27 protein-coding genes are annotated in these 25604 nt (G+C 73.1%); 13 read left to right on the forward strand and 14 right to left on the reverse strand.

The features are described 5' to 3' along the window. Positions 1-37: 37 nt before the first annotated feature. From CP969_RS25050 to CP969_RS25065, 4 genes are all read right to left on the reverse strand, one after another. Complete coding sequence (locus CP969_RS25050) at positions 38-1660, reverse strand: MFS transporter (protein ID WP_004983753.1); 1623 nt, start codon at positions 1658-1660, stop codon at positions 38-40. Between the two features lie 249 nt (positions 1661-1909). After that, positions 1910-2383: a MarR family winged helix-turn-helix transcriptional regulator gene (locus CP969_RS25055; RefSeq protein WP_004983751.1), complete on the reverse strand. Its 474-nt coding sequence runs from the start codon at positions 2381-2383 to the stop codon at positions 1910-1912. A 46-nt stretch (positions 2384-2429) separates the two neighbouring features. Continuing rightward, positions 2430-3281: a transglutaminase family protein gene (locus CP969_RS25060; protein ID WP_016824741.1), complete on the reverse strand. Its 852-nt coding sequence runs from the start codon at positions 3279-3281 to the stop codon at positions 2430-2432. 17 nt (positions 3282-3298) lie between these two features. Further along, entirely contained in the window at positions 3299-4330 is a 1032-nt protein-coding gene (locus CP969_RS25065) for a GNAT family N-acetyltransferase (RefSeq protein ID WP_078495360.1), read from the reverse strand. Between the two features lie 140 nt (positions 4331-4470). Here CP969_RS25065 and fdxA point away from each other — a divergent pair, with 140 nt between their 5' ends. Both fdxA and CP969_RS25075 read left to right on the forward strand, forming a co-directional pair. Further along, positions 4471-4788: a ferredoxin gene (gene fdxA, locus CP969_RS25070; protein WP_004926152.1), complete on the forward strand. Its 318-nt coding sequence runs from the start codon at positions 4471-4473 to the stop codon at positions 4786-4788. 136 nt (positions 4789-4924) lie between these two features. Further along, positions 4925-6022 (forward strand): bifunctional succinyldiaminopimelate transaminase/glutamate-prephenate aminotransferase, encoded by a 1098-nt coding sequence (locus tag CP969_RS25075; protein WP_016824739.1) that lies wholly within the window; start codon positions 4925-4927, stop codon positions 6020-6022. 80 nt (positions 6023-6102) lie between these two features. On the opposite strand, the gene CP969_RS25080 is transcribed toward CP969_RS25075, so the two are convergent. Both CP969_RS25080 and CP969_RS25085 read right to left on the reverse strand, forming a co-directional pair. Then, on the reverse strand, positions 6103-6450 hold the full coding sequence (locus tag CP969_RS25080; RefSeq protein ID WP_004983744.1) for a hypothetical protein: 348 nt from the start codon (positions 6448-6450) through the stop codon (positions 6103-6105). 330 nt (positions 6451-6780) lie between these two features. Then, positions 6781-7752 carry a VldE C-terminal domain-containing protein gene (locus CP969_RS25085; RefSeq protein ID WP_016824738.1) on the reverse strand — a complete coding sequence of 324 codons (972 nt, stop codon included), beginning with the start codon at positions 7750-7752 and terminating at the stop codon, positions 6781-6783. Between the two features lie 83 nt (positions 7753-7835). On the opposite strand from CP969_RS25085, the gene dapE reads away from it, so the two are divergent. Continuing rightward, a complete protein-coding gene (gene dapE, locus CP969_RS25090; RefSeq protein ID WP_016824737.1) occupies positions 7836-8915 on the forward strand; it encodes a succinyl-diaminopimelate desuccinylase in 1080 nt (359 codons plus the stop codon). Between the two features lie 119 nt (positions 8916-9034). Next, the gene (locus CP969_RS25095; RefSeq protein WP_016824736.1) at positions 9035-9793 is read left to right on the forward strand and encodes an LOG family protein; all 759 of its coding nucleotides are present in this window, start codon (positions 9035-9037) and stop codon (positions 9791-9793) included. Between the two features lie 106 nt (positions 9794-9899). Here CP969_RS25095 and folP read toward each other — a convergent pair whose 3' ends face one another. Beyond that, positions 9900-10760 carry a dihydropteroate synthase gene (folP, locus tag CP969_RS25100; RefSeq protein ID WP_004983740.1) on the reverse strand — a complete coding sequence of 287 codons (861 nt, stop codon included), beginning with the start codon at positions 10758-10760 and terminating at the stop codon, positions 9900-9902. A gap of 145 nt (positions 10761-10905) precedes the next feature. Between folP and CP969_RS25105 the strand changes: the two genes are divergently transcribed. Both CP969_RS25105 and CP969_RS25110 read left to right on the forward strand, forming a co-directional pair. Continuing rightward, positions 10906-11268, forward strand: a complete 363-nt coding sequence (locus CP969_RS25105; protein ID WP_026084896.1) for a DivIVA domain-containing protein — start codon at positions 10906-10908, stop codon at positions 11266-11268. Continuing rightward, complete coding sequence (locus CP969_RS25110; RefSeq protein ID WP_004983738.1) at positions 11265-11849, forward strand: DNA-3-methyladenine glycosylase I; 585 nt, start codon at positions 11265-11267, stop codon at positions 11847-11849. The genes CP969_RS25105 and CP969_RS25110 overlap by 4 nt, the downstream gene beginning before the upstream one ends. Before the next feature lie 47 nt (positions 11850-11896). Here CP969_RS25110 and chcB read toward each other — a convergent pair whose 3' ends face one another. Then, the gene (gene chcB / locus CP969_RS25115) at positions 11897-12700 is read right to left on the reverse strand and encodes a 2-cyclohexenylcarbonyl CoA isomerase (RefSeq protein WP_004983737.1); all 804 of its coding nucleotides are present in this window, start codon (positions 12698-12700) and stop codon (positions 11897-11899) included. A gap of 380 nt (positions 12701-13080) precedes the next feature. On the opposite strand from chcB, the gene CP969_RS25120 reads away from it, so the two are divergent. Next, positions 13081-13248 (forward strand): DUF3117 domain-containing protein, encoded by a 168-nt coding sequence (locus CP969_RS25120; RefSeq protein WP_003966491.1) that lies wholly within the window; start codon positions 13081-13083, stop codon positions 13246-13248. Positions 13249-13367: 119 nt separating this feature from the next. Here CP969_RS25120 and CP969_RS25125 read toward each other — a convergent pair whose 3' ends face one another. Further along, positions 13368-14042 carry an O-methyltransferase gene (locus tag CP969_RS25125; protein ID WP_078495359.1) on the reverse strand — a complete coding sequence of 225 codons (675 nt, stop codon included), beginning with the start codon at positions 14040-14042 and terminating at the stop codon, positions 13368-13370. A 187-nt stretch (positions 14043-14229) separates the two neighbouring features. Between CP969_RS25125 and sigE the strand changes: the two genes are divergently transcribed. The 5 genes from sigE (at position 14230) to CP969_RS25150 (ending at position 19458) form a co-directional block, all read left to right on the forward strand. Further along, positions 14230-15015, forward strand: a complete 786-nt coding sequence (sigE, locus tag CP969_RS25130; protein ID WP_171817464.1) for an RNA polymerase sigma factor SigE — start codon at positions 14230-14232, stop codon at positions 15013-15015. After that, positions 15012-15983, forward strand: coding sequence for an anti-sigma factor family protein (locus CP969_RS25135; protein WP_026084895.1), 972 nt, complete (start codon positions 15012-15014; stop codon positions 15981-15983). Before sigE ends, CP969_RS25135 begins: the two co-directional genes overlap by 4 nt. Positions 15984-16152: 169 nt before the next feature. After that, positions 16153-17883, forward strand: a complete 1731-nt coding sequence (locus tag CP969_RS25140) for a S1C family serine protease (protein WP_016824733.1) — start codon at positions 16153-16155, stop codon at positions 17881-17883. A 181-nt stretch (positions 17884-18064) separates the two neighbouring features. After that, positions 18065-18535, forward strand: coding sequence for a sec-independent translocase (locus tag CP969_RS25145; RefSeq protein WP_016824732.1), 471 nt, complete (start codon positions 18065-18067; stop codon positions 18533-18535). 248 nt (positions 18536-18783) lie between these two features. Continuing rightward, entirely contained in the window at positions 18784-19458 is a 675-nt protein-coding gene (locus tag CP969_RS25150) for a hypothetical protein (RefSeq protein WP_016824731.1), read from the forward strand. A 103-nt stretch (positions 19459-19561) separates the two neighbouring features. Here CP969_RS25150 and CP969_RS25155 read toward each other — a convergent pair whose 3' ends face one another. From CP969_RS25155 to CP969_RS25165, 3 genes are read right to left on the reverse strand one after another with little or no spacing between them, the layout of a single operon-like run. Continuing rightward, a complete protein-coding gene (locus CP969_RS25155) occupies positions 19562-20695 on the reverse strand; it encodes an Mrp/NBP35 family ATP-binding protein (protein ID WP_004983725.1) in 1134 nt (377 codons plus the stop codon). A gap of 43 nt (positions 20696-20738) precedes the next feature. Continuing rightward, the gene (locus tag CP969_RS25160; protein ID WP_004983722.1) at positions 20739-21347 is read right to left on the reverse strand and encodes a DUF1003 domain-containing protein; all 609 of its coding nucleotides are present in this window, start codon (positions 21345-21347) and stop codon (positions 20739-20741) included. Next, positions 21337-22620 (reverse strand): magnesium transporter MgtE N-terminal domain-containing protein, encoded by a 1284-nt coding sequence (locus CP969_RS25165; RefSeq protein WP_004983721.1) that lies wholly within the window; start codon positions 22618-22620, stop codon positions 21337-21339. Before CP969_RS25165 ends, CP969_RS25160 begins: the two co-directional genes overlap by 11 nt. 216 nt (positions 22621-22836) lie before the next feature. Between CP969_RS25165 and CP969_RS25170 the strand changes: the two genes are divergently transcribed. Beyond that, on the forward strand, positions 22837-23592 hold the full coding sequence (locus CP969_RS25170; RefSeq protein ID WP_004983719.1) for a hypothetical protein: 756 nt from the start codon (positions 22837-22839) through the stop codon (positions 23590-23592). Positions 23593-23604: 12 nt separating this feature from the next. Here CP969_RS25170 and CP969_RS25175 read toward each other — a convergent pair whose 3' ends face one another. Further along, positions 23605-24120 (reverse strand): hypothetical protein, encoded by a 516-nt coding sequence (locus CP969_RS25175; protein WP_016824728.1) that lies wholly within the window; start codon positions 24118-24120, stop codon positions 23605-23607. Between the two features lie 39 nt (positions 24121-24159). Beyond that, a complete protein-coding gene (locus tag CP969_RS25180) occupies positions 24160-25278 on the reverse strand; it encodes a magnesium and cobalt transport protein CorA (protein ID WP_016824727.1) in 1119 nt (372 codons plus the stop codon). Between the last annotated feature and the right edge of the window lie 326 nt (positions 25279-25604).

Raw genomic sequence — 25604 nt, forward strand, 5'->3', positions numbered from 1 at the left:
CGTGTGGGCCACGTGTGCCTCACGCGCGCGCCGTCGCTCAGTGAGCGGCGACGACCACCGGTGCCTCCGCGCCGGCCTCCGCCTCCTGGGCGCGGCTCCTGATGCCGAGGACGGCGGCGACGGCACCGAGCAGGCACAGGATCCCGGTGACGGTGACGGCGGAGTGCAGGCCGTTGACGAACGCCTGCCCGCTGCCCTCGACGACCGCGGCCTTGAGCTGCGCCGGCATGTCGGAGGAGACCGGGGCGATGCCCATCGCGACGGCGTCCTCGGCCTCCTCCAGACCGCGGGCCACGGAAGCCGGGACGCCCGCCCCGGTGAGCTCGCCGAACAGCGAGGAGCCGACCCTGCCGGCGATCACGGTGACCAGCACGGAGGTGCCGAGCGCACCACCGATCTGCAGCATGGTGGACTGCAGGCCGGATGCCACACCGCCGTCCTCGACCGGGGCGTTGCCGATGATCGCGGCGGCGGTGGCGGGCAGCACGATGCCGACGCCGAGGCCCATCGCGATGTACGGCGGCCACATCGTCGCGTAGGACGAGTCGACGGTCCAGGTGAGCATGGAGAACATGGCGGCGGCCGAGAGGACCAGGCCCAGCGGGATCGTGACGCGCGGTCCGAAGCGGGCGGTCAGCTGGGAGCCGAGCGGCGAGGCGACCAGCGAGGCGAGCGACATCGGCAGCGTGCTGACACCGGCCTCGACGGGCGTGTAGCCGCGCACGTTCTGCAGGTACAGCATGATGAAGAAGATGCCGCCGAGCATGACGAAGAAGTTCAGCAGCGTCATGACGGCACCGGTGGTCAGCGACCGGTTGCGGAACAGGCGCATCGGCAGCAGCGGGCTCTCCTGCCGGGTCTCGTACCGGCAGAAGACGGTCAGGAGCACCAGGCCGAGGGCGATGGAGCCGAGGGTCCCGGCGGAGGTCCAGCCCCAGGTCTCGCCCTTGACGATGCCGAAGACGAGCGCGAGCAGACCCGCGGCCAGCAGCACCACGCCGGCGATGTCGAAGCGCCGGCGGTCGCCGGAGTTCCTGGACTCGGTGAGGACCGCCATGCTGAACAGCAGGGCGACGACGCCGATCGGCGCGTTCAGGTAGAAGACCCACGTCCAGTCGACGTGCTCGACGAGCAGGCCGCCGACGATCGGGCCCAGCGACGTGGAGACGGCCGAGACCATGCCCCAGATGCCCACCGCGAGCCCGAACCTCCCCGGGGGGAACACGGCGCGCAGGATGCCCAGGGTGTTGGGCATCAGGATGCCGCCGCACAGGCCCTGCAGGGCGCGGAAGAGGATGACGCCCTCGACACTGCCGGCCAGGCCGATGGCGACCGAGGTGACGACGAACCCGCCGACGCCGACGAGGTAGTACAGGCGCCGGCCGAACCGGTCGCCGAGCTTGCCGCCGAGGATCATCGAGGCGGCGAGCGCGAGCAGGTAGGAGTTGGTGACCCACTGCAGCTCCGCGGTGCTGGCCCCGAGGTCCTTGCCGATCGCCGGGTTGGCGATGGCGACGACGGAGCCGTCGAGCTGCACCATGAGCAGGCCGAACGACACGGCGATCAGCGCGAGCCAGGGGTTGCCCCGGAAGCGTGTCGACCCCGGCTGCGCGGAGGCAGCCGTGGCCGGGGCGGAATGATCCACGGGAGTGGACGCCATGGAGGAAGCCGTTTCTTTCTCAAAGGGGGACGAGGGAACTGCACGGAGGCAGGCCGCGGTTCCCCGACGGGTCCGGGGCGCTCACCCGGCCGGAGGAAGCGGGCAGGGGGGCGCGCGGGAGCGTGGAGGAGGGCCTGCCCGGGCAGGGACCGCCGGGGGCGCGTGGCGCTCGGGGCGGGAGGGCGGGGCAGCCCGCGGCGGGAGGCGGAACGCCTCCCCGGGAACGTGCGCGGGCCGGCGGCCCCGCCGTCAGCGGGCCGCGGAGTGGAGGTGGTGCGTCAGTGCTTTCAGCGCGCCGAGCGCGGAACCGAGCGCGTCCATCTCCCCGTCGGTGATGGACCGCAGCGCCTGGCCGAGGTGGCGTTCCTCGAGGGCACGCACCTCGGCGATCCGCCGGCGCGAGGACGCGGTGAGGTGGAGGTGGGCGATCCGCTTGTCGGCGCCGTCCTGGCGACGCTCCAGCTCTCCCCGCTCCGTGAGCTGGGAGACCAGTGCGCTGACGTTGTTGGGCTTCATCAGCAGCGCCGTGGCCGCCTCACCCACCGTGGCACCCTCGTGCTGCGCGACGAACCGCAGCAGCGCGAGCTGCCCCTCGGGCGGCTTCGGGTGGGGGTACTCGCTCCCGACCCGCCGATCCAGTGCCCGGTGCAGCGCCGGCAGGCACGCCGCGAGCTCGGAGGCCACGCGTGCGACGCACTGATCGGAGGGACTGCTTTCGGGCATGTCCCAGACCATAGGTATTTGGTCATACCTATGTCAAACGGGAAGCCTAGTTGAGCAGGGCCCGCGCCGCCCGGGCCTGGGCGCGGACGTGCTCCGCCGCCGGCTCGTCCACCGCGGCCACCACCTCGGCGTACGCCTCCAGTTCGGCCGCGCCGTCCAGGAAGTCACCGCGCCGGACCAGCACCTGGGCCCGCTCGTAGCGCAGCCGTGCCGGGTGCGAGGGGAGCAGCAGGGACAGCTCCACCGCCCACAGGGCCACGTCGGACCGCTCCGGACGGGCGGCCGCCCACGCCCGGATGTTGTTCAGCACGCGCAGCACGACGTCCAGGGGATCGGCGGGCGTCAGCATCGACGCCTCCAGCGGCGCCCCCGTGGCCCCGGCGACCAGCAGGTCCGCGTCGGCGCCGGTCAGCACCCGGCCCCCGTCGAAGGGGTCGGCGAGCACCTGCCCCCGAACGTCCCCGAAGCCGACGACGAAGTGCCCGGGCAGCGCCACCCCGTACACCGGCGCGCCCGCCCGCCGGGCCACCTCCAGCCACACCACCGACAGCAGGATCGGCAGCCCGCGCCGCCGCCGCAGCACCTCGTGCAGCAGCGAGGACTCCAGCCGCCGGTAGTCGCCCGGGGTGCCGTGGAAGCCGTACCGCCCACCCAGCAGGTCGCGCAGGGCGAGCGCCCAGGCCCGGGGCGAGCCGGGCCGGTGGGGGAGTTCCCCGGCCAGGCGGTCCAGCTCCACCTGCGCGGTGTCCAGGCCCGTCTCGTCCAGGGTGCCGTCCGCCTCCGCGCCGATCAGCAGGCACAGCGTGGACAGGTCGGGCCGCTCGCAGCGGGCCTCCTCGGCGAACCGGCGGCGCAGCTCGGCGGAGCGCTCGGGAGACGGGGGGCAAGGGGGACGCATAACCGGTTCGTGCCCGCTCACGGCGCTCCGTCACCGTCCGGAGCCGATGATTCCGGCGCGTGGGGAGCGCGGTGGTGGTGGTAGGCGTGGTGCACGGCGAAGCCCATCCGGCGGTACAGCGCCCGGGCCCCCTCGTTGTCGTCCTCGACCTGGAGCCAGGCCGCCGAGGCGCCCTCGGCCAGCGCCCGCCGGGCCAGCGCGGCCATCACGGCGGTCGCGAGCCCCTGCCGCCGCCGCGCCGGATCCACCTCGACCGCCGCGAACCCGGCCCACCGCCCGTCCACGACGCACCGCCCGATGGCGGCCGGGGCGCCGTCACCGGGCACCGTCGCGAACCACACCGAGGGGCCGCTCTCCAGCACCCGCAGGGCGACCTCGCCCACCCCCTTGCGCCGGTACCGCGCCAGCCACGCCGCGTCGGCCTCCCGCGACAGCGCGACCCCGGACGGCTCCGCGCCCAGGTCGGCGACCGGCGCCAGCCCGCCGGTCCACAGCTCGGCGGTCACCTCCCGCACCCAGCCCCGCCGCTCCAGCTCCGCGCACAGCGGCTCCTGCGCGCCCTCGGCGCCGGTCGCGGTCTGGACGTAAGGAGGCAGCCCCCGTTCGGCGTACCAGCGGCGCACGGCCACCAGCGCCTCGTCGAGCGGCACGCCCGGGTCGCCGAGCGGCAGCACCGAGTTGGCGCGCCGCGTGAATCCGCCGGCGGCGCGCAGTTCCCAGTCGCCCAGCCGCTCGCTCTCCAGGGGCCGCCAGGCCCGCGCGGCGACCCGCGCCAGCTCCTCGTACGAGGCGGCCGGGCCCCGGCGGCGTGCCGGAGCGGACGGCACCACCTTGCCCGCGACCAGTGCGGCCTCCGCGATCCGCACGCTTTCCCCGCCCCTGCGTGTGAGACACAGCACACCGTTGTCCCATGATGTGAGAACACCGACCGTGTCGGTGAACCTCTCACCCGAGGGACCATATTCGATCAAGCTGCGTACCGAGACCCGTTTCCCCACGTCAGCAGGGGTGATGCGGACCTCGAGACGCCCGGCTGCAGAGATTTCCACGGGTCGGTTCACCCCTCCTGTTCGGATCATGCCCAAGAACGGAGATACTAGGGGCGGGCATCGACGACGCCGCGCTCCCGCGCGCCAGGCGGCGGAGCCTGAGGAGGCCCGCCAGCGCCCTATCGAGGAGGAACGACAGCGTGACCTACGTCATCGCGCAGCCTTGTGTCGACGTGAAGGACAAGGCGTGCATCGAGGAGTGCCCGGTCGACTGCATCTACGAGGGCCAGCGGTCCTTGTACATCCACCCGGACGAATGCGTCGACTGCGGGGCCTGTGAGCCGGTCTGCCCGGTCGAGGCCATTTTCTACGAGGACGACACTCCCGAGGAGTGGAAGGACTACTACAAGGCGAACGTCGAGTTCTTCGACGAGCTCGGCTCTCCCGGCGGCGCCAGCAAGCTGGGGCTGATCGAGCGCGACCACCCCTTCATCGCCGCGCTCCCGCCGCAGGCCTGAGCGGCCGGCGCACTCCGCGCCGCCTCGGTCCCGTACGGCCCGATCAGCCCGATCGCCGCACGGGACCGAGGCGTTTGCCGTTCCCGTGCCGCGCCGGCGCCGCACCCGCGCCGCACCAGAAAGTGAGCCCGTACCCGTGTCCGCAGTCTCCGACCGGCTGCCCGCCTTCCCCTGGGACAAGCTGGCGCCCTACAAGAAGACGGCCGCCGCGCACCCCGGCGGCATCGTCGACCTCTCGGTCGGCACCCCCGTCGACCCGGTCCCCGAGCCGATCCAGAAGGCCCTGATCGCCGCGGCGGACTCCCCGGGCTACCCCACGGTCTGGGGCACCCCGGAGCTGCGGGACGCGCTCACCCGCTGGGTGGAGCGCCGCCTGGGCGCCCGCGGGATCACCCACCACCACGTCCTGCCGGTCGTCGGTTCCAAGGAACTGGTCGCCTGGCTCCCCACCCAGCTGGGCCTCGGCCCCGGCGACAGGGTCGCCTTCCCCCGGCTGGCCTACCCGACGTACGAGGTCGGCGCCCGCCTGGCCCGCGCGGACCACGTGGCGTACGACGACCCGACCGAGCTGGACCCGGCGGGCCTGAAGCTGCTCTGGCTGAACTCCCCGTCCAACCCCACCGGCCGGGTGCTGTTCCAGGAGGAGCTGACCCGGACCGTCGCCTGGGCCCGCGAGCACGGCGTCCTGGTCCTCTCCGACGAGTGCTACGTCGAGCTGGGCTGGGAGGCCGACCCGGTCTCGGTGCTGCACCCGGACGTCAACGGCGGCTCCCACGACGGCATCGTCTCCGTGCACTCCCTGTCCAAGCGGTCCAACCTGGCCGGCTACCGCGCCGCCTTCCTGGCCGGCGACCCGGCGGTGCTCGGTCCGCTGCTGGAGATCCGCAAGCACGGCGGCATGATGACCTCCGCGCCGACGCAGGCCGCCGTGGTGGCGGCCCTGGGCGACGACGAGCACGTCCGCGTCCAGCGCGAGCGCTACGCGGCCCGGCGCACCGCCCTGCGCGGGGCGCTGCTCGGCCACGGCTTCCGCATCGAGCACAGCGAGGCCGGCCTCTACCTGTGGGCGACCCGCGACGAGTCCTGCTGGGACACGGTCGCGCACCTCGCCGAACGCGGCGTCCTGGTCGCACCGGGCGACTTCTACGGACCGGCCGGCGAGCGCTTCGTGCGCGTCGCCCTGACCGCCACGGACGAACGGGTGCGGGCGGCGGTCGAGCGCCTGTCGGCGTGACGCGCCCGCCCACGGCACACGACGGCCGACGGGGCCCCGGGGTGAACCCGGGGCCCCGTCGGCGTTTCGGGCCGGCCCGGTCAGCCGAGCCGCAGGTCCTGGGCCGGCAGGGTCCTGGCCGCCGGCACGCCGCCCTGGGTGAGGGGCTTGGTCGGCAGCTCCTTCACCACCGGGGCGGTCTTCTTGACGGTCTTGTCGGCGCTCGGCACCACCTTGCCGGTGCCGCCCGCGGTCTCGGTGACGCCCTGCGCCACGTTGCCCACGGCGTCGCCGGTCAGCCCGTCCGCGGCGGTCAGCCCGCCGAGGTTCGGGCTGGCCGGCAGCTGGGGAGCCGCGCCGGCGGAACCGGCCGCACCGACCCCGGCGGCCGCTCCCGCAGCGACGATCAGCGCGGCACGGGCGATCCGACGGGTCAGGGGGAGGGACATGGTGCTCCTTCGACGGGGAGAGGACGGTGACGTGTCGGCGGGCCCGGAGCCGGTCGGTCGGCCGACGGCCTTCGGGCCCGTGCCGTGACTACCGTCCGACGGCCGGGAAGGTTGCGGCGGGACGACGTAAAGAGTCGGCAATGCGCCGGGTGGCCGGCCGCGGACAAAAGGCCCCGAACAGGACCCGGCCGGGCGGTCCGCCGCGGGCTCGTGACAGCACCACAGCCCTTTGCCCCCAAGGGATCCCGCCGATGCGGGGCGGTCGCGCGGAACCCCCGCACGGCGTCAATGGCACGCCTCGCACAGAACGCGCGAGGGTGACCTCCCGCACTACTGCGCGGTCGTGATCCGGACCGCGGCCACGCCGTCCTCCGCGTCCGCGGAGCCCTTGCCGTCGACCGGCCGCCACCGGCTGCCGGTGTTCCCGGCGGTCCATTCGCGTCCGCCGTACGACACCTGCCGTATGTGCAGCGCGGAGGCGTTGGCCACGGCCCAGTGCGCCAGCTGCCAGCCGCGGGCCTCGGTGTCCTGCGAGGCGTCGTCGGGCCCGGCGGGCACCGGCAGCGTCACGGTGCCGTCGCCGGAGGCGGTCCGGTCGTCCGGGGCGGACGAGGGCGTCGCGTCACCCGCCTCCGCGCCGGCCGGCTCCAGCACGTCCCGCCCGAAGTCCCGGACCAGCGCGGCACGCACCGCGTCCGCGCCCGCCGCCCGGGTCGCGGCCGGACGGCCGTCGCAGGTCAGCGTGGCCGCCGAGCGCCCGGTGAGGGCGGCGGCCAGCAGCGTGGCGTCCGGCTCGTGCTTGGCGTACGCCTGCGGGAAACCGCTGCGCTGCACCCGCTGGGCGGCGACGGTGAGCGGCAGCCGGGTGTAGCCCGGCACCTCCACCAGGTGCTCGTAGAACTTCTCCGCCGCGTACGCCGGGTCCATGATCTGCTCCGGCGTGCCCCAGCCCTGCGAGGGCCGCTGCTGGAACAGGCCCACCGAGTCACGGTCGCCGTAGTCGATGTTGCGCAGCGCGGACTCCTGGAGCGCGGTCGCCAGGGCGATCGTCACGGCCCGTTCGGGCAGGTCGCGCGCGGTGCCCACGGCGGTGATCGTCGCCGCGTTCACCGCCTGCTCGGGCGTGAACTCGTAGGTCGCCCCGTCGCCCTTGGCGGACACGACCCTGCAGCCCGGCGCGCCCGGCCCCCCGGTGACGTACCGCACCGCGAGGTACCCGGCGACCGTGAGCAGCACCACGAAGGCCGCCCCGAAGCGGAAGAGGCGGCCGCGACGCTTGGAAGGGAGGGACGGCTCTGGCACGCGTACAAGGTACTGGAGAGTACGGAGGTCCGTGAGCCAGGTGTGGACCGTGGGTCCGGCCCCGGCGCGTTAGGGTCGAGGCCATGGCCGACACCCCGCTTGACCTCACGCTGGACGCCGCGCGCCTGACCGCGCAGCTCGTCGACTTCCCCTCCGAGAGCGGCACCGAGAAGCCGCTCGCGGACGCCATCGAGACCGCGCTGCGCGCACTGCCGCACCTCACGGTCGACCGGCACGGCAACAACGTCGTGGCCCGTACGCGTCTGGGGCGGCCGGAGCGCGTGATCCTCGCCGGCCACATCGACACGGTCCCGATCGCGGACAACCTCCCCTCCCGGCTCGACGACGACGGCGTGCTGTGGGGCTGCGGCACCTGTGACATGAAGGCCGGTGTGGCCGTCCAACTGCGCCTCGCCGCCACGGTCCCCGCCCCCAACCGCGATCTGACCTTCGTCTTCTACGACAACGAGGAGGTCTCCGCCGACCTCAACGGCCTGGGGCACGTGGCCGAGGCCCACCCGGACTGGCTCGAGGGCGACTTCGCGGTGCTGCTGGAGCCCTCCGACGGACAGGTGGAGGGCGGCTGCCAGGGCACGCTGCGGGTGCTGCTGAGGACCACCGGCGAGCGCGCCCACTCCGCGCGGAGCTGGATGGGCTCCAACGCGATCCACGCGGCGGCCCCGATCCTCGCCCGCCTGGCCGCCTACGAGCCCCGCAACCCGGTCATCGACGGCCTCCAGTACCGCGAGGGCCTCAACGCGGTCGGCATCTCCGGCGGCGTGGCCGGCAACGTCATCCCCGACGCGTGCGTGGTCACCGTCAACTTCCGCTACGCCCCCGACCGGAGCGAGGAGGAGGCGCTGGCCCACGTCCGCGAGGTCTTCGCGGACTGCGGCGTGGCCGAGTTCACCGTCGACGACCACAGCGGCGCGGCGCTGCCCGGCCTGTCCCACCCGGCCGCGGCGGCCTTCATCGAGGCGGTGGGCGGCACGCCCCAGCCGAAGTACGGCTGGACGGACGTCTCCCGCTTCTCGGCGCTGGGCGTCCCGGCGGTCAACTACGGCCCCGGCAACCCCCACCTGGCGCACAAGCGGGACGAGCGCGTGGACACCGCGAAGATCCTGGCGGGGGAGGAGCGCCTGCGGTCCTGGCTGACGGCCTGACCCGGCATCACCCGGCTGTGGTTTACACCGGTGCGTGACGGACAGGCTGAGGTCCCCTGCACGTAACCCGCGTAGATCTACGCTGAGGCGGAACAACCTGGCACATGGGAGGAGCGCGCATGGCAACCGGCAACCCCGAGGGCAAGAAGCAGCCACCGGAGGAGCGGCGGCTGGGCCCCGTCCTCCGCAGGCGGGACCAGGTGCAGACGAGCACCACCGACCAGCGGCTGCTGGACGAGCGCGCCCCCAGCGACTGGGTCCACACCGACCCCTGGCGGGTGCTGCGCATCCAGTCGGAGTTCATCGAGGGCTTCGGCGCGCTCGCCGAACTCCCGCCCGCCATCAGCGTCTTCGGCTCGGCGCGCACACCGGTGGACTCCTGGGAGTACGAGACCGGCGTCCGCCTGGGCCGGGGCCTGGTCGAGGCGGGCTTCGCGGTGATCACCGGAGGCGGCCCCGGGGCCATGGAGGCGGCCAACAAGGGCGCGCTCGAGGCGGAGGGCGTGTCGGTCGGCCTGGGCATCGAGCTGCCCTTCGAACAGGGGCTCAACCCCTACGTCGACATCGGCCTGAACTTCCGTTACTTCTTCGTCCGCAAGATGATGTTCGTCAAGTACGCCCAGGGCTTCGTGGTCCTGCCCGGCGGCCTCGGCACCCTCGACGAACTCTTCGAGGCGCTGACCCTCGTCCAGACCCAGAAGGTCACCCGCTTCCCCATCGTGCTGTTCGGCACGGAGTACTGGGGCGGCCTGGTCGACTGGCTGCACCACACGGTCATCGCCCAGGGCAAGGCGGCGGAGAAGGACCTCCTCCTCTTCCACGTCACGGACGACGTGGAGGAGGCGGTGGCCCTGGTGTCGAAGGAGGCGGGCCGCTGACCGGCCCCCGCCCGACCGGCCGGCGCCGTGGGCGCCGGACGCCCCTTCGCCCACCGGGCCGGGCGGTGGGCGGGCCCGGGCCGGGGCCGTGGGGGCGACGGCGCCCCTACGCCAGCCCCCGCCGGGCCACGGCCGGCTCCCGGTGCCCGGCGATGGACGCGACCATGTCCAGCACCTGCCGCGTCTCCGCGACCTCGTGCACCCGGTACACCCGCGCCCCCAGCCACGCCGACACGGCCGTCGTCGCCAGCGTCCCCAGCACCCGCTCCTTCACCGGCCTGTCCAGCGTCTCCCCGACGAAGTCCTTGTTGGACAGCGACACCAGCACCGGCCACCCGGTGGCGACCATCTCGCCCAGCCGCCGCGTCGCCTCGAGGCTGTGCCGCGTGTTCTTCCCGAAGTCGTGCCCGGGGTCGATCATCACCGACTCCCGCGGCACCCCCAGGGCCACCGCCCGCTCCGCCAGCCCCACGGTCACGTCGAGGATGTCGGCCATGACGTCCTCGTACGTCACCCGGTGCGGCCGGGTCCGCGGCTGCGCGCCCCCGGCGTGGGTGCACACCAGCCCGGCGCCGTACCGCGCGGCGACCTCCGCGAGCCGCGGATCGACCCCGCCCCAGGCGTCGTTCAGCACATCCGCCCCCGCCTCGCACACGGCCTCGCCGACCTCGTGCCGCCAGGTGTCCACGCTGATCACCACGTCCGGGAAGCGCCGCCGGACCTCGGCGACGAAGCCGACCGTCCGCCGGGCCTCCTCCTCGGCCGTGACCTCCTCGCCCGGCCCGGCCTTGACCCCGCCGATGTCGACGATCGCGGCGCCCTCCGCCACGGCCTGCTCCACACGGGCGAGGGCGGGTTCGTCGAGGAACGTCGCGCCCCGGTCGTAGAAGGAGTCCGGGGTCCGGTTCACGATCGCCATGATCACCGGCTCGTGCGGTCCGAATTCCCGCCTGCCCAGCCTGAGCATCCCCTGTGACCTCTTCCCGTGCGTCCCGTCCGCGGCCGCCCGTCGGCGATCCACCGACCGCCCGCGACCCTGACTGCCAGACTCGCATGGCACGATCGGAGCCACACATCCGACTCCGACTCATCCGACCGTGGGGGCCCCGGCGATGGTTATGTTCCTGTTCCTGATCGTCGCGCTCGCCGTGGTGGTCGCCGCGGTGACCCTCGCCGTGGTGGGCGGCGGCGAGAACGGCCCGCTGCCCGAGGCGGCCCCCGAACGGCTCCTGGACTCCCTGCCGCCGGACCGCCCGGTCCACCGCGCGGACGTGGACGACCTGCGCTTCCCGCTCGCCGCGCGCGGCTACCGGATGGCGGAGGTGGACGACGCCCTCGGCCGTCTCGGCGCCGAGCTCGCCGAGCGCGACGCCCGCATCGCCGACCTGGAGACCGAGCTGGCCGGCGCCCGCGCCGCCGCGGCCCGCGTCTGCACGGACAAGCCCGCCCCGCGCGAGGAGGGCGAGCAGCCGTGAGCGCGGGCGCCGCGCTCATCGGCCCGGACGGCGCCCCGCGCTGCCCCTGGGCCCTGTCCACGCCGGACTACGTCACCTACCACGACGAGGAGTGGGGCCGCCCGGTCCACGGCGACGACGCCCTCTTCGAGCGCCTCAGCCTGGAGGCGTTCCAGTCCGGCCTGTCCTGGATCACCATCCTGCGCCGCCGCCCCGGCTTCCGCGCCGCCTTCGCCGGCTTCGAGATCGCCGCGGTCGCGGAGTTCACCGACGCGGACCGCGAGCGCCTGCTGGCCGACACCGGCATCATCCGCAATCGCGCCAAGATCGACGCGACCCTGGCTAACGCGCGCGTGCTGGCCGGGTGGGCGCCCGGCGACCTGGACGCCCTGATCTGGTCCCACGCCCCCGACCCGGCCGGCCGCCCGGCCCCGAAGACCCTCGCCGACGTGCCCGCGGTGACCCCGGAGTCGACGGCCCTGTCCAAGGCGCTGAAGAAGCGCGGCCTGCGCTTCGTCGGCCCGACCACGGCGTACGCGCTGATGCAGGCCTGCGGACTGGTCGACGACCACCTGGAGAGCTGCGTGGCGAGACGGGGCTGAGCGGGACCCGCGGCCCGCGCGTCCGTCCCGCCCCCCCCCGCCCGCGCTCAGCGGCCCAGGTACTTCGGCTTCTCCTTGTTCACGAACGCCTGCACCGCGATCGCGTGGTCCTCGGAGAGGCCCGCCCGGGTCTGGAGCTCGTCCTCCTTCTCCAGCGCCTCCTCCAGGGAGTGGCCGAGCCCGAACGCCACGGACTCCTTCAGCGCCGCGTACGCCACCGTCGGCCCCTCGGCCAGGGCCCGCGCCACCTTCTCCGCCTCCGCGCGCAGCTCCGCCGCCGGGACCAGCCGGTTCGCGATCCCCAGCTCGTACGCCTCCTGGGCCGAGATGCTGCGCGGGAAGAGCAGCAGGTCGGTGGCGCGCCCGGGGCCGATCACCCGCGGCAGCGTCCAGGAGATCCCGGAGTCGGCGGTCAGCGCGACCCCGGCGAAGGAGGTGTTGAAGGCCGCCGTGTCCGCGACGATCCGGTAGTCCGCCGCCAGCGCGAAGCCGAAGCCCGCGCCCGCCGCGACCCCGTTCACCGCCGCGACCACCGGCTTCGGGGCCCCGGCCAGCGCCTTCACGATCGGGTTGTAGTGCTCGCGCACCGTGCTCATCGTCTGCCCCGAACCGCTCTCCCGGTCCTCGACCAGCAGCCCGATGTGCTCCTTGAGGTCCTGCCCCACGCAGAACGCCCGGTCACCGGCCGCGGTCAGCAGCACGGCCCGTACGGCGCCGTCGTCCGCGGCGGAACGGACCGCGTCGCGGAGGGCGACCTTCGTCGCGACGTTCAACGCGTTCATCGCCTCCGGGCGGTTCAGCGTGATCGTCGCGAGTCCGTCGCTCACCTCGTAGAGCACGGTGTCGGCCATGGTGTTTCCCCTCCGTGTGGCGGAATCGGAGCCTACCGGCGAGTAGGCCCCTGTCTGCAGGACAGCATGACGGAGATCACCGGCGGTGGTGCGCGGGCGACGTGTGACCTCCGTCAAAGAATTCCCCTCCGTTTTCGTTCGACGGAACTCCGTGCGAGGGCGCAGTATCGCAGTCACATCGCCGAATTGGGTGGTTTTGCTCGCGTGCGTTGTCCAAGCGATGCCGACCGATGTTGGTCATCGGGTCCTGAGATGCGGGATAATGGCCTGGAAGCAATGTGTTCGATGCCGGTGGCGTGTGTCCTGCTTCAGGAACCGCAGTGCCCTTCAACGGGACGTCGGCTGGACGATTGAGCTGGGTTTCAGGAAGGGGAACGAGCATGGCGGCCATGAAGCCGCGGACGGGTGATGGCCCGCTCGAGGTGACCAAGGAGGGGCGGGGCATCGTCATGCGCGTTCCGCTCGAAGGCGGCGGTCGACTCGTCGTCGAGCTGACCCCGGACGAGGCCGACGCGCTCGGCGACGCCCTCAAGAAGGTCGTCGGCTGACGCGCAAGCGACCATACCCTTTCAGCCGCCCCGGTGCCGCACATGGTGCCGGGGTGGCTGCTTGTGCGGGGACGCCGGCGCGCTCCCGCCCTGCCGCCGGGCACTGCCTCTCCACCGCGTCACCGCTTCACCGCGCAGAGGAGCCCGTCCCCCACGGGGAGCAGCGACGACACCAGCTCCTGACTCTCGCGGACGGCCCGCACCAGTTCCCGTAGCCGCAGCACCTCCGTCGGCTGCGGTCCGGAGTCCACCGTGCGTCCGTTCGCGAAGAGGCCCTCGAAGGCGACCAGGCCTCCGGGGCGCAGCAGGCGCAACGATTCAGCGAGGTAGTCCTGGTACTCCAGCCGGTCGCCGTCGCAGAAGACCAGGTCGTAGCCGGCGTCCGCGAGACGGGGCAGGACGTCCAGGGCGCGGCCCGGGATGAAACGGGCCCGGTTGCCGGCGAAACCGGCGGTGCGGAAGGCCTGGCGGGCGGACTGCTGGTGCTCCGGCTCCTGGTCGACCGTGGTCAGCACCCCGTCCGGACGCATCCCGTGCAGCAGGTGGATCCCGGAGACGCCGCAGCCGGTGCCGATCTCCGCGACCGCCTTGGCGTCCACGCTGGCGGCGAGCAACCGCAGGGCCGCGCCCGTGCCGGGCGACACCGAACGCAGTCCTGCCTCGCGGGCCCGGTCCCGGGCCCAGTGCAGCGCTTCGTCCTCGGCGACATAGGCGTCGGCGAACGCCCAGCTCGTCTGCCGGTTGGCGGTAATGACCCTCTCCTGTCCCCATGGTTGCCTGCTGCGTGACTGTATCCGTTGGCGCCGGGAACCCGCAGATGGGACCGGTCGTTTGAAGGGGTGAGCACGTGGCGTGCGCCATGACGGGGGGTGAGCGGTGAGCGGGAGGGCGGAGCAAGTGCCGACGCAGTCGTACGACCCGTGGCAGCCCCGATCAAATTCTCGTAAAACCGCTTATCCGGAGCTAACGGGCGAGGTGGCTATGGTAGGGGCTCCGCTTGACACCACCAGAGCCGACAGAGGAGGTGCGGCTGCACCCGTGGATCGCGGAGGAGCGCTGCGGCGCCTCCTCGGGTCGGCGGGCAGGCCGAAATCCGTGAACGACACCGCTGCTGACCACAGCCACGCCGCCGGTTCCGCCACCGGCCCCGCCCAGACCGCGACCTTCTCCACCGACGCGGACGGGCAGACGTGGACTCCGCCCACCTGGGAGGAGATCGTCAGCATGCACAGCGGACGCGTCTACCGGCTCGCCTACCGCCTCACCGGCAACCAGCACGACGCCGAGGACCTCACCCAGGAGGTCTTCGTGCGCGTCTTCCGCTCCCTGTCGACCTACACGCCGGGCACCTTCGAGGGCTGGCTGCACCGCATCACCACCAACCTCTTCCTGGACATGGTCCGCCGCAAGCAGCGCATCCGCTTCGACGCGCTCGGCGACGACGCGGCCGAGCGGCTGGCCAGCAAGGAGCCCACGCCCCAGCAGGTCTTCAACGACGCCCACTTCGACGCGGACGTCCAGCAGGCCCTCGACACCCTGGCCCCCGAGTTCCGCGCCGCGGTCGTCCTGTGCGACATCGAGGGACTGTCGTACGAGGAGATCGCCGCGACCCTCGGCGTCAAGCTCGGCACGGTCCGGTCCCGGATCCACCGCGGCCGCTCCCAGCTGCGCAAGGCCCTCGCGCACCGCTCGCCCCAGGCGCGCGCGGAGCGCCGCTCCTTCGTGTCGCGTGTTCCCGCACTGGGGGGAGGAGGCGCGAGCGCGTGAGCGGTTCACGGCCGAAGCCTGCCGAGGGACACCTCGCAGAACAGCACCTGGGAGACCGACTCTCCGCCCTGGTGGACGGAGAGCTCGGTCATGACGCGCGCGAGCGCGTACTGGCGCACGTGGCCACCTGCGCGAAGTGCAAGACGGAGGTGGACGCGCAGCGCCGGCTGAAGGACGTCTTCGCTCAGGCGGCTCCGCCGCCCCCTTCCGAGAGCTTCCTGGCCCGCCTCCAGGGACTTCCGGCCGGAGGCGACCTCGGCGGCGGTCCGTCGGCCGGGGGAGGACTGCCGGGCGTGCCGCCCGGACGGTCCGACGCGGCCTCCGGGGTCTTCGGGGTCAGGCGGAGCGAGCGCTTCGAGTTCGCCTACGCGCCGGCGCGGCGGCACACCCCGGCGCCGGCGGACCGTGGCTTCCGCATCCACGAGGTCGGCCGCCACGAGACGACCGACCGGCCGTCCTCGCGCGGGCTGCGGTTCGCGTTCGTCGCCGCCGGGGCGGTCTCCCTGGCCGCGATCGCGCTCGGCGGGGTCACCATGAGCACGCCCCCCGACACGGAGGCCCGCGGCTCGGGGAAAGGCAGCAACGTGACGCCGATGCGCACCCAGGGCGCGGGCGTGCCCACGGCGCCCGAGCAGCGCCGCCGCGGCACCGGACCGCTGCTCGGCCAGTTGCAGGGCCAGAGCGTCCTCGGTGACGCCCCGGTCGCCCCGACCGGGGTCTCCGCGCCGCTGCTGCCCGGTGTCGTCCCGCCCCCCACCGGCCGCCAGGACCTCCCGCACACACCGATGACGGCCGGCGCCGCCACGCTGTCCCCGCTGATACGGCCGCTCGAATCGGCCCCGCCGCTCACCCTGACCGCCTGGGCCGACTTCTCCGGGCTCGTGAACCCCGGTCTCCTCACCGCCGGCCCCGCCGTCGGCACGCCGCCGGTCCCGTCGCCCACCGCCTCCTCCCGCACGGCCCGCTGACCCGTTCCCTGCGCACGGGTGCGCGAACCTGATTGAATCCAGGTGGCACGCCCAGGCCCACGCAGCCGGGTGCCGAGCCAGGTTCCGGCGCGGAGGCGGACGGAGCCACGGAGCCGACGATCCGCGGTCACCGCCGATGAGCCGTGCCGCGTCCAGCTGTGGGGAGAGCATGAACGAGGGGAAGCCGGGCCCACCGGGGGAAGGGCCGACCGCGCGTCCGGAAGGACCCGACGGGGACTTCGAGCTGGCGCGGCCCGACCGGGCCGACACCGGGGACGCGCACGAGGGCGACTACGAGCTGGACCGGCCGCTGCGGGCCGAGGCCGCTCCCGCCGACGCGCCGCCCGCCCCGGACCCGTCCCGGACGCCCGGTGCGCCGGAGGCGCCCGCCGCGCGCCCGGCACCGGCCGACCCCGCAGGGACCGGGCAGGCCCAGCCCCTGCACGACCCCGACCCGTACAGCACCCCGCCGTACGGCGAGCCGGGCCCCTGGGCGCCCGCGCCGCCGGTGCAGCACCCGGCGGCCACCCCCGCGCACGGCATGGCGGTCACGGCACCGCCGCCCGCCGGGAGCACGGCGCCGCACGGCACGGCGCCCGCACCGGCACCCGCGGCCCCGCCCATCCCCGCCCAGGCGCATCCAGAGGCCCCGGCGGCCCCGTACGCGGACAGCCCGGCAGCCCCGTACGCGGACACCACGGCCCCCGACCCGTGGCGCCGCTACGACCCCTGGGCGGTCGCCGCGTCGGCCGCGCCGCTGCAGCAGAGCGGCCACGAGAAGCAGCGGCGCGGGCGGACCAGGAGGGCGCTCCTCGGCGCCGTGCTGGTGTTCGGGCTGGTGTGCGGGGGTCTCGGCGGGATCGTCGGCGCGTATCTGGAGCGCAACGGCGGGGTCGGCGCCATCGAGCTGCCGCAGGCCGGCCGGGAGTCCTCCGACCGGGATCCGGACAGTGTCGCCGGCATCGCCGCGCAGGCGCTGCCCAGCGTCGTCACCCTGCACGTCAACGGCTCCGGCGAGGGCGGCACCGGCACCGGATTCGTGCTCGACACGCGCGGACACATCCTCACCAACGACCACGTGGTGGCGCCCGCCGGAGACGGCGGCGAGATCACGGTGACCTTCCACAGCGGCGACACCGCCGAGGCGACCCTCGTCGGCCGGGACAGCGGCTACGACCTCGCCGTCGTGAAGGTGAAGGGCGTCCGGGGGCTCACCCCTCTGCCCCTCGGCAACTCCGACAACGTGCAGGTCGGCGACCCCGTCGTGGCCATCGGCGCCCCCTTCGACCTGGCCGGCACCGTGACCTCCGGCATCATCAGCGCCAAGGAGCGGCCCATCACCGCGGGCGGCGAGAAGGGCGACGGCAGCGACGTGTCGTACGTGGACGCCCTGCAGACCGACGCGCCGATCAACCCCGGCAACTCCGGCGGACCCCTGCTCGACTCCCGGGCCCGCGCGGTCGGCATCAACTCCGCCATCCGCTCCGCCGGCAGCGGGGCCGACCGGGACGGCGGTCAGGCCGGCTCCATAGGACTCGGCTTCGCCATCCCCATCAACCAGGGCAAGCGCGTCGCCGAGGAACTGATCGACACCGGCAGGGCGACCCACCCGGTGATCGGCATCACCCTCGACATGAACTACGGCGGCGACGGCGCCCGCGTCGGCACCGAGGGCAGTGACGGCGGACCCCCGGTCACCACCGGCGGCCCCGGCGACAAGGCCGGGATCAGGGCCGGCGACGTCATCACGGAGGTCGACGGCCAGCGCGTCCACTCCGGTGAGGAACTCATCGTCAAGACCCGGGCCCACCGCCCCGGCGACCGGCTGGAGCTCACTCTGGAGCGGGACGGCGAGGAGCGGAGGATCTCACTGGTGCTCGGCTCCTCGGAGGGCGGCTGAGGCGTACGGCACGGTACGGGAAGGCGAACAACCCGGAGGACCGCACGCGCGGACGCACCGGTGGCCCTCGGGACGGTACCGGTCCTACGGGCGGCCGGGTACCGTGGACCCGGCCCGGACCACGGAAGACCGCAGACCACCACCGAAGGCCGAGGACCGAAGGCATCGCGAGGAGCTTCAGGTGTTCAATGACATAGGACCGCTCGAGCTGGTGACGCTCATCGTCCTCGCCGTGCTCGTCTTCGGTCCGGACAAGCTCCCCAAGGTCATCCAGGACGTGACACGCACGATCCGGAAGATCCGGGACTTCTCGGAGAGTGCCAAGCAGGACATCCGGCAGGAACTGGGACCGGAGTTCAAGGACTTCGAGTTCGAGGACCTCAACCCCAAGACGTTCATCCGCAAGCAGCTGGACAACGACGACCTGGGGCTCAAGGAGATCCGCAACGGGTTCGACCTGAAGAAGGAGATGAACGAGGTCGCGGACGCCGTCCACGGCCGCGACTCCGACTCCTCCTCGGCCCCGTCCCTGTCCTCCTCGTCCTCCTCGTCCTCCTCCCCGGGCTCCTCCGGCGGCCGCGTGGACATGGTGAAGAAGCCCGAGGGCCGGGTGGCCGACGACCGCCCGCCCTTCGACATGGACGCCACCTGATCCGTGCCCGCGAACGCCGCCCGGGCCGGTGCCCGGGAGCGTACGCCCCTGCGCACGTGACGCGTTTCATACTCCACCCGGGCTGCGCACGGCCCGATCCGGACGTCCGCGCGCCCCACGCGCCGGGCGCTTTCCCGGCCCGTGGCGACAAGGTGGTTATGCTGCCGAGTTGTTGTGCGGACCGGACGAGTACGCCCGAAGGGGGGCGGGCCACTCGGTCCGACGAGAGCGAGGAGGCGTCCGGGCACATGGAGACGACGAGTCGGACAGTCGCGCAGGCGACGGCCGCGGAGGACGGACCACAGGTCCTCTCCGTCCGGCGTGCGGTCGACGGCTACCTGCGGGCGCCCTTCCCCTGGTACGGCCTCGACGAGGCCTTCACCGGCCCCCGCTGGCTGATGCAGGTCGGCACGGCGGCCGACGGTGCCGTCGAGCACGGATCGATCGGGCACGGCGACGAGCCCTCGGTGCGCAGCGAGTACACGGCCGGGACCGACCAGGACGCCAGGGAGAAGTTCGCGGTCGTCGTGACCGTGGCCGCCAACCCGGTCCGCCGCAGCGCCGACGGCACCGGCCTGCTGGAGGCCACCTCGGTCTCCTCCGCCGCCTGGCTCGCCGGGGTGGGGCTGCTGTCCTTCACGTGGCCCGGCCAGATGGACCACTCCCTGCGCGACGACTGGCTGGAGCAGCAGACGGAGACCGCGTGGGTCCTCGCGGACGACCTCGGCGGGGCCGACTGGTCGACGCTGTCCCTGCCCGTGGACGGGACCCCGACGCAGTTCCACTACCGGGAGTCGGAGTTCGGCTGGGTGCTCGCCGGGACCACGCAGGCGGGCGTGCACGTGGGCGCGTACGGCAGGGGCATGAGCGCGTACGGCCTCGGCTTCGCCGTGGTCCAGGACATCGGCGCGTACGCGGCCTGAGCACGGGCCGCTCGGCCATGACGCAGGGCGCCGCCCCCGCGGGGGCGGCGCCCTGCGCCGTCACCTCGTCACGCCGTCACGGCGGCCCCTCGGGACCGCACGGCTAGAACTTGTTCTTCGGCGTGATCCCCAGGGACAGTCCCGCAAGACCCCGCTGCCGCCCGCCCAGCTTCCCGGCGATCGAGCGGAGCGCCGAGCCCGCCGGGGAGTCCGGGTCGGTCAGGACGACCGGCTTGCCCTCGTCGCCGCCCTCCCGCAGGCGCACGTCGATCGGGATGGAGCCGAGCACCGGGACGTTGGCGCCCGTGGTCCGGGTGAGACCGTCGGCCACCGCCTGGCCGCCGCCGGTGCCGAAGACGTCGACCATCTCGCCGCAGTGCGGGCAGGGCAGCCCGGACATGTTCTCGACCACACCGACGATCTTCTGGTGGGTCTGCACGGCGATCGAGCCCGCCCGCTCGGCCACCTCGGCCGCCGCCTGCTGGGGCGTGGTGACGACCAGGATCTCGGCGTTCGGGACCAGCTGGGCGACGGAGATGGCGATGTCGCCCGTGCCGGGCGGCAGGTCGAGCAGCAGCACGTCCAGGTCGCCCCAGTACACGTCCGCCAGGAACTGCTGGAGCGCGCGGTGCAGCATCGGGCCGCGCCAGACGACCGGTGCGTTGCCCGGGGTGAACATGCCGATGGAGATGACCTTCACGCCGTTCGCCGACGGCGGCATGATCATGTTCTCGACCTGGGTCGGACGTCCGTCGGCGCCCAGCATGCGCGGGACCGAGTGGCCGTAGATGTCGGCGTCCACCACACCGACCTTCAGACCGTCGGCCGCCATCGCCGCCGCCAGGTTCACCGTCACCGACGACTTGCCGACGCCGCCCTTGCCGGAGGCGACCGCGTACACCCGGGTCAGACTGCCCGGCTTGGCGAACGGCACCTCGCGCTCGGCCTGGCCGCCGCGCAGGGCGTTCGCCAGCTCCTTGCGCTGCTCGTCGCTCATGACGTCCAGCGTGACGTCGACCCGGGTGACGCCCTCGACCCGGGAGACCGCGTCCGTCACGCGCTGCGTGATGGTCTCCCGCATGGGGCAGCCGGAAACCGTCAGGTACACGGTGACCGCGACCGCCCCGTCCGCACCGATCTCCACCGATTTGACCATGCCGAGTTCGGTGATGGGTCGGTTGATCTCGGGGTCGTTCACCGTCGCCAGTGCCTCGCGCACCGCGTCTTCCGTAGCCATAACCACGATGGTACGGCGCCGGGTACACCCACCGGTAAGTTCCTCAGTGGTCGTCTGTGTCACGTCCCGGCGGCCGCTGCGCCCGCATCGCCGGGAACGCCCCCGGGTGGTCCCGGTGCCCGTCCTGCCGCTCCTCCAGCTCCTTCAGCAGATCCTGCAGCTCCGAGCGGATCCAGTCCCGCGTCGCCACCTCCCCGAGCCCGATCCGCAGGGCGGCGACCTCCCGGGTCAGGTACTCGGTGTCCGCGATCGACCGCTCGTTCTGCTTGCGGTCCTGCTCCAGGTTGACCCGGTCGCGGTCGTCCTGCCGGTTCTGCGCGAGCAGGATCAGCGGGGCCGCGTAGGAGGCCTGGAGGGAGAGCGCCAGGGTCAGGAAGATGAACGGGTACTCGTCGAAGCGCAGCTCGGACGGGACGGAGACGTTCCACACCACCCACAGGATGATGACGACGGTCATCCAGACGATGAACCGCCCGGTGCCCAGGAACCGCGCGATGCGCTCCGACAGCCGTCCGAAGGCGTCCGGATCCCACTCGGGCAGCAGCCGGCGCCGGGGCGGGCGCGGCTGGTCCAGCCGCGGCGCCCGCGGCCGGCCGGCGGCCGTGGCGCCCACCGGCGTCCGCTCGCGCACCCCCTCGCGCTCAGGAGCCATCGGCCGCCACCCCCTCGTCGAGGTGGAACTCGGTCTCCCGCCAGTCCTCGGGCAGCATGTGGTCCAGCACGTCGTCCACCGTCACCGCGCCCAGCAGCGCACCCGCCTCGTCGACCACGGGCGCCGCCACCATGTCGTACGTGGCGAAGAAACCGGCGACCACGGGCAGCGCCGCGTCCGGCTCCAGGGGTTGCAGGTCGTCGTCCAGGATGGAGCCGACCAGGGTGTACGGGGGATCGCGCAGCAGGCGCTGGAAGTGGACCGTGCCCAGGTACTTTCCGGTGGGGGTCTCCTCGGGCGGACGGCAGACGTAGATCTGCGCGGCGTGCGCCGGGGAGAGGTCGGGGTTGCGGATGCGGGCGAGCGCGTCCGCGACGGTCGCGTCGGGGCGCAGCACGATCGGCTCGGTCGTCATCAGACCGCCCGCCGTGTTCTCCTCGTACGACATCAGGCGCCGCATGTCGGCCGCGTCGCCGGGCTGCATCAGGCTCAGCAGCCGCTCCTTGAACGTCTCGGGCAGTTCGCCGAGCAGGTCGGCCGCGTCGTCGGGGTCCATGGCCTCCAGGACGTCGGCGGCGCGCTCCTCCTTCAGCTTGCCGAGGATCTCGATCTGATCGTCCTCGGGCAGCTCCTCCAGCACGTCGGCCAGCCGGTCGTCGTCGAGGGCGGCGGCGACCTCGGCGCGCCGCTTGGGGGAGAGGTGGTGCAGCGTGTTGGCGAGGTCGGCGGGGCGCAGCTGCTCGAAGGTGGCGAGCAGGTTCTCGGCGCCCTGTCCCTCCTCCTCCAGGGAGAAACCGGTGACCGCGGTCCACTCGACGGTCAGCGTCTCGCCCTTGCTGCGCCGGAACGCGCCGCCCTTCCTCCCCTTGCGCACGAAGACGCGGTCGATCTCCCACCCGCGGCGGGCCGGCAGCTGATGCACCGACAGGTCCAGGACGGTGACCTCCTCGCCGCTCTCCACGAGGATCACCCGCCGGTCGAGGAGCTCGCCGAAGACCAGCCGTTCGGTGGGCCGCTGCTCGAAGCGCCGGACGTTGAGCACGCCGGTGGTGATGACCTGGCCGGACTGCACGGCGGTCACCCGGTTCATGGGCAGGAAGATGCGGCGGCGGGTGGGGAGTTCGACCACCAGGCCGAGCAGTCGCGGTGGACGCCGGCCGACCCGCAGGACGACGACCAGGTCGCGCACGCGGCCCACCTGGTCGCCGTTCGGGTCGAAGACGGCGACACCGGAGAGGTGCGAGACGAAGAACCGGGGGGCGCCCGCTGCCATGGCGGCGGCTCCTTTGCGTGCGGGGTGTTTCGTCGGGTGGTACTGCCTGCTGCGTCTGTTTTCCGAATTGCCCGCTCGGGTGGGCTTCAGGCTAGCCCGTCCCGATCGGCCGTGCGCCGACGGCCGCTCCGGACGGACTGGCTCCGTTCGGATCACCCGTCCCCGGTACCCTGCGGTACGCCGTTCAGCTCCCCTCGCAGAGAGGCAGCCCCACCTGTGACTCAGATCTCCCAGGACCGTTCCCGCAGGGCCGCGCTGGCGGGCGCCGTGTGCGCGCTGCTGGTGACGGGGACGGCGCTCACGGGATGCTCCGAGGATCCGAACGAGGGCACCAACGGTGTCGGCAGACTGTCCGCCGACGAGATCCAGGACCGGACCCGCAAGGCCGCGGAGTCGGTCGACACGGTCCGGCTGCACGGGACCGTGGTCACCAACGGACGCAGCTACACGCTCGACATGAGGCTGAAGTCCGAGGGCGGCATCGGGTCGGTCACCACCAAGGGGGAGACGTTTCGCCTGCTGCGGATCGGCGACGAGCTCTTCCTGAAGGCCGGTGCGGATTTCTGGGGTCATACGGGCGGCGGGGACGCGGGCGAGGGGGCGACGGACGCGGCGGCCGGCAAGCTCGCCGAGAAGTACGTGAAGGTGCCGCAGGGCGACCCCTCGTACAAGAAGTTCAGCGGTTTCACGGACAAGGACGTCCTCCTCGGCGGTCTGCTGACCCTGCACGGCAAGCTGGCCACGGACGGCCACCGCGAGCAGGCCGGCGTCCGCACCATCCGCATCACCGGTGACAAGGGCTCCGGCGGCACCCTGGACGTCTCGCTCGAGGGCAAGCCGTATCCGCTGCGCCTGGTGCGGGCCGGCGAGGCGGGCACCCTCACGTTCTCGGCCTGGGGCACCGACTTCCCCCTGGAGAAGCCGGCCGGGAGCGAGACCCTGGACTACGGCAAGCAGCTCCCCACCTCGTAGCCGGACGGGTCCTTAGCCCTGGCGGCGCCGCTTCTTCCGCAGCAGCCGGTGCAGCCCCGCGGGGATCGGCCTCCTGGTCGTCACCGGCGTCGGCAGCGGCGGCTCGGCCAGTGAGCCGTCGGGCAGCGGTGCCGTCTCCCCGGTCGGTTCCAGGCGCAGGACCCGGCACTCGCGGGCCCAGCGCTGCGCCATCGCCTCGCCGTCGGGCGCGTTGAGCCGCTTGCCCTTGAGGCCGTCGACGGCGGCCGTCCACTCCTCGGAGCCGGACGGCAGCTCCACGACCCGCGCGGTCCAGGAGACCAGTCTGCCGCCCTTGTCCTTGCTGCGGACCGTCACCCGGGCCGGCACGCCGTCGGCCAGCCCCGGCAGCGGCTGCTCCCCGGGTCCGTCGCCGACCACGCAGGCGGCACCCTCGTGCCACACGTGCCACAGCGCACGGGCCGGGGTGCCGGGCCCCTCGACCCAGATGAGGCCGGACTTCTTCGTGGCCTCCTCGATGAGGGCCCGGTCGAGCAGCTCGCTTGTCATGGGCCCAGCCTATCCAGGCCCGTCCGGGGTGCCGGGGCCTCAGAGCCAGCCGTTGCGCTTGAGCGTGCGGTGGATGCCCAGGCAGATGGCCACCGTGATCCCCAGGACCAGGGGGTAGCCGTACTTCCAGTCGGTCTCCGGCATGTACGTGAAGTTCATCCCGTACACCCCGCAGACCATGGTCGGGACGGCGATGATGGCGGCCCACGAGGTGATCTTGCGCATGTCCTCGTTCTGCGCCACGGAGGCCTGGGCGAGGTTGGCCTGGAGGATGGAGTTCAGCAGTTCGTCGAAGCCGATGACCTGCTCCTGTACCCGTGCCACGTGGTCGGCCACGTCCCGGAAGTACTTCTGGATCTCCGGGTCGATCAGCCGCATCGGCCGCTCGCTCAGCAGCTGCATCGGCCGCAGCAGCGGCGCCACGGCCCGCTTGAACTCCAGTACCTCGCGCTTGAGCTGGTAGATCCGCCCGGCGTCCGTACCGCGCGGCGTGCCCTTGCGGCCCGGCGAGAACACCTCCGTCTCGACCTCGTCGATGTCGTCCTGCACCGCGTCGGCGACCGCGAGGTAGCCGTCGACGACGTGGTCGGCGATGGCGTGCAGCACGGCCGAGGGGCCCTTGGACAGCAGCTCGGGGTCGTCCTGCAGGCGGTGCCGCAGGGCGCGCAGGGAGCCCTGCCCGCCGTGCCGGACGGTGATGAAGAAGTCCCGGCCGGTGAAGCACATCACCTCGCCGGTCTCGATGACCTCGCTGCTGGAGCCGCTCCGGTCGTGGTCGAGGTAGTGGATGGTCTTGAAGACCGTGAACAGCGAGTCGTCGTAGCGCTCCAGCTTGGGCCGCTGGTGGGCCTGGACGGCGTCCTCCACGGCCAGCGGGTGCAGTCCGAACTCGCGGGCAATACCGGCGAATTCGGCTTCGGTCGGCTCGTGCAGGCCGATCCACACGAAGCCCCCGTCGCGGCGCACCAGCCGCATCGCCTCCTGGGGGCCCAGCGGGCCCTCGGTCTCCAGGCGGCGGCCGTCGCGGTAGACGGCGCAGTCCACGACGGCGGTGGTCGTGGCGGGGTCGCGGGGGATGTCGTACGGACCGTTCTCCTTGCGCAGCGAGACACGGGAGGAGGGGCGGACCACGGCACGCAGGTCGCGGATCATCGACATGGCGGGCTCCTTCGCGGACGGGCAACGAAAGGCGCCGGTACGACGGGTGGAACAACCCGGAATGAGGACGTCCTGAACTGCGGATGTTTGACACGTCCACAAAGCGGGGAGCACCGCACCGTCGCGGTGGCGAGCTTCGTCGCTGATACAGCTACCGAGGCGGATCAGACAGAACGAAACGACGTGCTCTTCCGATGAAGACGCGTGTGAGAGAGGTGGCAGCCAGAGAAGAAGCGGCTACATCAGCGGGCGGAAGAGCGGGTGATACTGCACGGTCGACTTCGGTCCATGCCAGCCCCACCTCCTCCGGCCGGTCCCTCGTGAGG

The organism is Streptomyces viridosporus T7A (assembly GCF_008704515.1).
GTDB classification, from domain to species: Bacteria; Actinomycetota; Actinomycetes; order Streptomycetales; family Streptomycetaceae; genus Streptomyces; species Streptomyces viridosporus.

Coding starts and splice junctions, on each gene's coding strand:
- sigE (WP_171817464.1), top strand. CDS start 14,230: ATGGTAGGGGCTCCGCTTGACACCACCAGAGCCGACAGAGGAGGTGCG.
- chcB (WP_004983737.1), bottom strand. CDS start 12,700: ATGGCCGACACCGTGCTCTACGAGGTGAGCGACGGACTCGCGACGATC.
- CP969_RS25060 (WP_016824741.1), bottom strand. CDS start 3,281: ATGCGTCCCCCTTGCCCCCCGTCTCCCGAGCGCTCCGCCGAGCTGCGC.
- CP969_RS25175 (WP_016824728.1), bottom strand. CDS start 24,120: ATGACAAGCGAGCTGCTCGACCGGGCCCTCATCGAGGAGGCCACGAAG.
- CP969_RS25105 (WP_026084896.1), top strand. CDS start 10,906: ATGGTTATGTTCCTGTTCCTGATCGTCGCGCTCGCCGTGGTGGTCGCC.
- CP969_RS25150 (WP_016824731.1), top strand. CDS start 18,784: ATGGAGACGACGAGTCGGACAGTCGCGCAGGCGACGGCCGCGGAGGAC.
- dapE (WP_016824737.1), top strand. CDS start 7,836: ATGGCCGACACCCCGCTTGACCTCACGCTGGACGCCGCGCGCCTGACC.
- folP (WP_004983740.1), bottom strand. CDS start 10,760: ATGCTCAGGCTGGGCAGGCGGGAATTCGGACCGCACGAGCCGGTGATC.
- CP969_RS25055 (WP_004983751.1), bottom strand. CDS start 2,383: ATGCCCGAAAGCAGTCCCTCCGATCAGTGCGTCGCACGCGTGGCCTCC.
- CP969_RS25095 (WP_016824736.1), top strand. CDS start 9,035: ATGGCAACCGGCAACCCCGAGGGCAAGAAGCAGCCACCGGAGGAGCGG.
- CP969_RS25120 (WP_003966491.1), top strand. CDS start 13,081: ATGGCGGCCATGAAGCCGCGGACGGGTGATGGCCCGCTCGAGGTGACC.
- CP969_RS25155 (WP_004983725.1), bottom strand. CDS start 20,695: ATGGCTACGGAAGACGCGGTGCGCGAGGCACTGGCGACGGTGAACGAC.
- CP969_RS25180 (WP_016824727.1), bottom strand. CDS start 25,278: ATGTCGATGATCCGCGACCTGCGTGCCGTGGTCCGCCCCTCCTCCCGT.
- CP969_RS25050 (WP_004983753.1), bottom strand. CDS start 1,660: ATGGCGTCCACTCCCGTGGATCATTCCGCCCCGGCCACGGCTGCCTCC.
- CP969_RS25140 (WP_016824733.1), top strand. CDS start 16,153: ATGAACGAGGGGAAGCCGGGCCCACCGGGGGAAGGGCCGACCGCGCGT.
- CP969_RS25080 (WP_004983744.1), bottom strand. CDS start 6,450: ATGTCCCTCCCCCTGACCCGTCGGATCGCCCGTGCCGCGCTGATCGTC.
- CP969_RS25160 (WP_004983722.1), bottom strand. CDS start 21,347: ATGGCTCCTGAGCGCGAGGGGGTGCGCGAGCGGACGCCGGTGGGCGCC.
- CP969_RS25165 (WP_004983721.1), bottom strand. CDS start 22,620: ATGGCAGCGGGCGCCCCCCGGTTCTTCGTCTCGCACCTCTCCGGTGTC.